The 4,969-nt window shown below is 62.2% G+C and carries 4 protein-coding genes; 1 reads left to right on the forward strand and 3 read right to left on the reverse strand.

Features of this window, described 5'->3' with window-relative positions; all coding sequences use genetic code 11:
• Positions 1 to 170: 170 nt before the first annotated feature.
• Genes EV691_RS22865 through EV691_RS22875 form a run of 3 tightly spaced genes read right to left on the reverse strand, consistent with a single transcriptional unit; the run spans position 171 to position 3,097 of the window.
• Positions 171 to 1,604 carry an NAD(P)(+) transhydrogenase (Re/Si-specific) subunit beta gene (locus tag EV691_RS22865; RefSeq protein WP_131302072.1) on the reverse strand — a complete coding sequence of 478 codons (1,434 nt, stop codon included), beginning with the start codon at positions 1,602 to 1,604 and terminating at the stop codon, positions 171 to 173.
• Entirely contained in the window at positions 1,605 to 1,913 is a 309-nt protein-coding gene (locus tag EV691_RS22870; RefSeq protein ID WP_039800922.1) for an NAD(P) transhydrogenase subunit alpha part 2, read from the reverse strand.
• Between the two features lie 11 nt (positions 1,914 to 1,924).
• Complete coding sequence (locus EV691_RS22875; protein WP_131302075.1) at positions 1,925 to 3,097, reverse strand: Re/Si-specific NAD(P)(+) transhydrogenase subunit alpha; 1,173 nt, start codon at positions 3,095 to 3,097, stop codon at positions 1,925 to 1,927.
• Positions 3,098 to 3,457: 360 nt separating this feature from the next.
• Between EV691_RS22875 and EV691_RS22880 the strand changes: the two genes are divergently transcribed.
• Positions 3,458 to 4,681 carry a CaiB/BaiF CoA transferase family protein gene (locus EV691_RS22880; RefSeq protein ID WP_131302078.1) on the forward strand — a complete coding sequence of 408 codons (1,224 nt, stop codon included), beginning with the start codon at positions 3,458 to 3,460 and terminating at the stop codon, positions 4,679 to 4,681.
• Positions 4,682 to 4,969: the final 288 nt, after the last annotated feature.

Genomic DNA, 4,969 nt, shown 5'->3' on the forward strand with positions numbered 1-4,969 from the left:
TTGTATGCGGGACCATTCCCTGTCGCTCAGTCGGCTTCTGTCAGTCATGGCAAAAGCCCAGTTTTAGCACTGGGCTTGCGTCAACAGAACCTAGTCGAAAAAGGAACGAACGATCACTCCAGATTGCCAGTCGCCTTGCCCCGGCCGCCGGTGCCGGGGCAAGGCAGACCTTATGCCACAGCCTTGACCATATCCTCGAGCACCTTCTTGGCGTCGCCGAACACCATCATGGTCTTGTCCAGATAGAACAGCTCATTGTCCAGGCCCGCATAGCCGCTGGCCATGGAGCGCTTGTTGACGATGATGGTCTTGGCCTTGAAGGCTTCCAGGATCGGCATGCCGGCAATCGGCGACTTGGGATCGTTCTTCGCCGCCGGGTTGACCACGTCGTTGGCGCCGAGCACCAGCACCACGTCGGTCTGGCCGAATTCGGAGTTGATGTCCTCCATCTCGTAGACCTGCTCGTAGGGCAGTTCAGCCTCGGCCAGCAGCACGTTCATGTGCCCGGGCATACGGCCGGCGACCGGGTGGATGGCGAACTTCACGTCGACCCCGTGCTCGGTGAGCTTTTCCGCCAGCTCCTTCAGGGCATGCTGGGCACGAGCCACTGCCAGGCCGTAGCCGGGAACGATGATCACGCTGTCGGCGTTGGACAACAGAAAGGTAGCATCGTCCGCCGAGCCGGACTTGACGCTGCGCTGTTCCTGGGAGGCCTCGGCGCTGGCGGTGGCGTCGGCGCCGAAGCCGCCGAGCAGCACGTTGACGAACGAGCGGTTCATCGCCTTGCACATGATGTAGGAGAGGATCGCGCCGCTCGAGCCGACCAAGCTGCCGGCGACGATCAGCATCGAGTTGTTCAGCGAGAAGCCGATGCCGGCCGCAGCCCAGCCCGAGTAGCTGTTGAGCATCGACACCACCACCGGCATATCGGCGCCGCCGATGGGGATGATCAGCAGCACGCCGATGGCGAAGGCCAGCAGCAGCAGCAGGGCGAAGGCGCCGGCATTGCCGGTGAAGGTAAAGATCAGGCCGAGGCCGAAAATGGCCAGGCCGACCAGCAGGTTGATCTGATGTTGACCCTGGAAGCGCACCGGCGTGCCCTGGAACAGGCGGAACCTGTACTTGCCAGAGAGCTTGCCGAAGGCGATCACCGATCCGGAGAAGGTGATGGCGCCAATCGCCGCGCCGAGGAACAGTTCCAGGCGGTTGCCGGCCGGGATCGGCGCATCCATGGTCTGGACGATGCCCAGCGACTGCGGCTCCAGCACCGCGGCGATGGCGATGAACACCGCGGCGAGGCCGATCATGCTGTGCATGAAGGCGACCAGCTCGGGCATCTTAGTCATTTCGACACGCCTGGCCATCAGGGTGCCGACGCCGCCGCCGACGAGCAGGCCGAGGATGACGAAGGCGATGCCGCTGCCAGCGACTTCGGCATTCAGCTTGAAAACCAAGGCCAGGGTGGTGAGAACGGCAAGGGCCATGCCGGCCATGCCAAACAGGTTGCCGCGCTGCGAGCTGGTCGGGTGCGACAGGCCTTTCAGTGCCTGGATGAAGCACACCGAGGCGACCAGGTAGAGCAGGGTGATCTGGTTCATGCTCATTTATTTGGCCTCCGCCTTTGCCGCTTTCTTCTTGAACATTTCCAGCATGCGCCGGGTGACCAGGAAGCCGCCGAACACGTTGACCGCAGCCAGGGCCACGGCGAGGGTGCCCATCAGCTTGCCCAGACCGGTCTCGGTGAGTGCGGCAGCGAGCATGGCGCCGACGATGACGATTGCGGAAATCGCATTGGTCACCGCCATCAGGGGGGTGTGCAGGGCGGGTGTGACGTTCCACACCACGTGATAGCCGACGTAGATCGCCAGCACGAAGATGATCAGGTTGTAGAGCCCGTCAGAAATCAGGTCCATCTTTATTACCCTTATGCGTTTTCTTTTGTTGTCCGCGGTACTGCGTTTACAGCGCCGGGCGCGCTGCCGTTGGTCCGCACGGCCCGGCCGCCTTCGCACATCAGGCAGGCCTTGACGATGTCGTCTTCCAGGTCAAGGCGGAACTGACCATCCTTGTCGACTATCAGCTTGAGGAAGTCCAGCAGGTTGCGTGCATAGAGGGCGGAGGCATCGGCCGCTACCAACGCAGGCAGGTTGCTGTGGCCGACGATGGTTACCCCGTGGCGGACCACGACCTCGTCGGGCACCGTCAGCGGGCAGTTGCCGCCCTGTGCGGCGGCGAGATCGACGACCACCGAGCCCGGTTTCATTTCCTGCACGGTGGCTTCGTGCAGCAGAGTCGGTGCGTTGCGGCCGGGAATCAGCGCGGTGGTGATGACGATGTCGGCCTGTTTGGCGCGTTCATGCACGGCCTTGGCCTGGCGCTCCATCCACGATGGCGGCATCGGCCGGGCATAGCCGCCGACACCCTCGGCGCACTGGCGCTCCTCGTCGGTTTCGAAGGGGACGTCGACGAACTTGGCGCCGAGGGATTCGATCTGCTCCTTCACCGCCGGGCGTACATCGGAGGCTTCGATCACAGCGCCCAGGCGCTTGGCCGTGGCGATCGCCTGCAGACCGGCGACGCCAGCACCAAGGATCAGCACGCGGGCCGCTTTCACCGTTCCGGCGGCGGTCATCAGCATCGGCATGAAGCGCGGGTAGTGGTTGGCCGCGAGGATCACCGCCTTGTAGCCGGCGATGTTGGCCTGCGAGGACAGCACATCGAGGCTCTGTGCCCGCGAGGTGCGCGGCGCCGCCTCCAGGGCGAAGGCGGTGATGCCGCGTTCGGCCATGCGCGCGATATTGTCATCGTCGAAGGGGTTGAGCATGCCGATCAGCACTGCGTCAGCCTTCATCTGCGCCAGTTCGGCCGGGCTGGGAGCGACGACCTTGAGGACGAGGTCGGCACCGAGGGTGGCCGCCGCATCGCCAATCTTAGCGCCGACGGCTTCGAAGGCGCTGTCCGGAAGGCTGGCATCGACGCCGGCGCCGCTCTGCACGGTTATCGTATGACCTTGGCTGACCAGTTTCTTCACCGTTTCTGGTGTAGCGGCAACCCTTGTTTCCCCGATGTGGGTTTCTAGTGGAACGCCAATATGCACGTCTATTCTCCTTGTTTGATTTCGTAACTCTTCCCTGGACCAAGGCTCGGCAGAACCCCGGTCGGGTATAGCGAAACGCTAGTCAGCCATGGCCCTTACGCGACAGCACTGTCGGCGTCATCCGCATTCGGCAAGGTTGCGTGCCGCTGTCGCCATAGCTAGTGGATGAGCCTGGAGTGGACTGCCTCATCCCGCGTATCTAATTTAAAAAACTACACCTCTACCTTAGTCTAAAATGCCTGCACTATGAGAGGGGGGTGGAAGCGCAAAGGTTGCATTCTTCTCATCGGGGTGGCCAGCAATGGCGATCCGTTGCACTAGGCTTTGGATATCCTGCGCTATTGAATGGATGGATTTCCCATGCCCGGCGCTCTCTCTTCGATCCGCGTGCTCGATCTTTCCCGGGTGCTCGCCGGGCCATGGGCCGGACAGATCCTCGCCGACCTCGGTGCCGAGGTGATCAAAGTCGAGCGTCCCGGCGTGGGCGACGACACTCGCCATTGGGGACCGCCCTTCCTTAAGGATGCCTGGGGCAATGACACCTCGGAGGCGGCCTACTACCTTTCGGCCAACCGCAACAAGCAGTCGATTACCCTTGACTTCACTCGCCCCGAAGGCCAGCAGCTGATTCGCGATCTGGTGGCCCGCTCCGATGTGCTGCTGGAGAACTTCAAGGTTGGCGGCCTGGCTGCCTACGGCCTCGACTGTGCGTCGCTCAAGGCCGTCAATCCGCGGCTGATCTACTGCTCCATCACGGGCTTCGGTCAAACCGGATCCTATGCTGGGCGTGCCGGCTATGACTTCCTGATCCAGGGCATGGGTGGGCTGATGAGTCTGACTGGTCGCGCAGAGGGGGAGGCGGGTGCCGGGCCACTCAAGGTCGGCGTGGCCCTGACCGATATTCTCACCGGACTCTATGCCGCCGTCGCCGTGCTGGCGGCGTTGTCTCACCGAGAGCGCAGCGGCGTCGGCCAATACATCGATCTGGCCCTGCTCGACGTGCAGGTGGCCTGTCTGGGTAATCAGGCGCTGAACTACCTGACCACGGGCCGGCCTCCGCAACAGCTTGGCAACGCCCATCCGAACATTGTGCCGTACCAGGACTTTCCGACGGCGGACGGAAACTTCATCCTCACCGTGGGTAATGATGAACAGTTCCGCAGCTTCTGTGAGGTGGCTGGGCATCTCGAGTGGTCCTTGGATGTGCGCTTTGCGACCAATCAGGCCCGCGTTGTCCATCGTGACGCGTTGATTCCGTTGATCCGTCAAGTCACGGTGCTCCGCACTGCTGCCGATTGGCTGGCTGCGCTGGAGGTGGCTGGTGTCCCATGTGGGCCGATCAACGACCTGGCCCAGGTGTTCGCCGACCCGCAAGTCGTTGCCCGAGGGCTCCAAATGGAGCTGCCGCACCCGCTGGCCGGTAGGGTGCCGCAGGTGGCCAGCCCCATTCGGCTATCCGCCACGCCGGTTTCGTATCGACAGGCGCCTCCACTGCTTGGAGAGCACGCCGAGTGGGTGCTTTCCAAAGTGCTGGGGCTTGATGCCGAGCGGATCGCCGCCTTGCGACAGAGCGGGGTGATTTGACTGTTGTGGCTGAATGCATTTCGCCTCGGGCTTGGCTGTTTCTTTTCTGGGGGCTGCAGTGGTCTGTTGTATCGGCTCCTGTGGACTATATTGAAAGGGTGGATTGACTATCCATTACCCAAGTGAGTGGGGATACAGGCGACTCCCGGCTGAGTTGATCCCTTAATCGTAGGGATTTGCTGTTTAAAGGGGGATATTTCAACTTTCTATTGACGCCGAAAGTTAACGCCCTATAATGCGCCCCACTTCCTTCGCAGGAGCTGCGTAAACCCTTGAAAATCAAGGGGT

It is taken from the genome of Azotobacter chroococcum (genome assembly GCF_004339665.1).
GTDB lineage: Bacteria > Pseudomonadota > Gammaproteobacteria > Pseudomonadales > Pseudomonadaceae > Azotobacter > Azotobacter chroococcum.

What these genes read in the sequence shown, in the direction of transcription:
- EV691_RS22865 (WP_131302072.1), bottom strand. Translation starts at nt 1,604, where the DNA reads ATGAGCATGAACCAGATCACCCTGCTCTACCTGGTCGCCTCGGTGTGC.
- EV691_RS22870 (WP_039800922.1), bottom strand. Translation starts at nt 1,913, where the DNA reads ATGGACCTGATTTCTGACGGGCTCTACAACCTGATCATCTTCGTGCTG.
- EV691_RS22880 (WP_131302078.1), top strand. Translation starts at nt 3,458, where the DNA reads ATGCCCGGCGCTCTCTCTTCGATCCGCGTGCTCGATCTTTCCCGGGTG.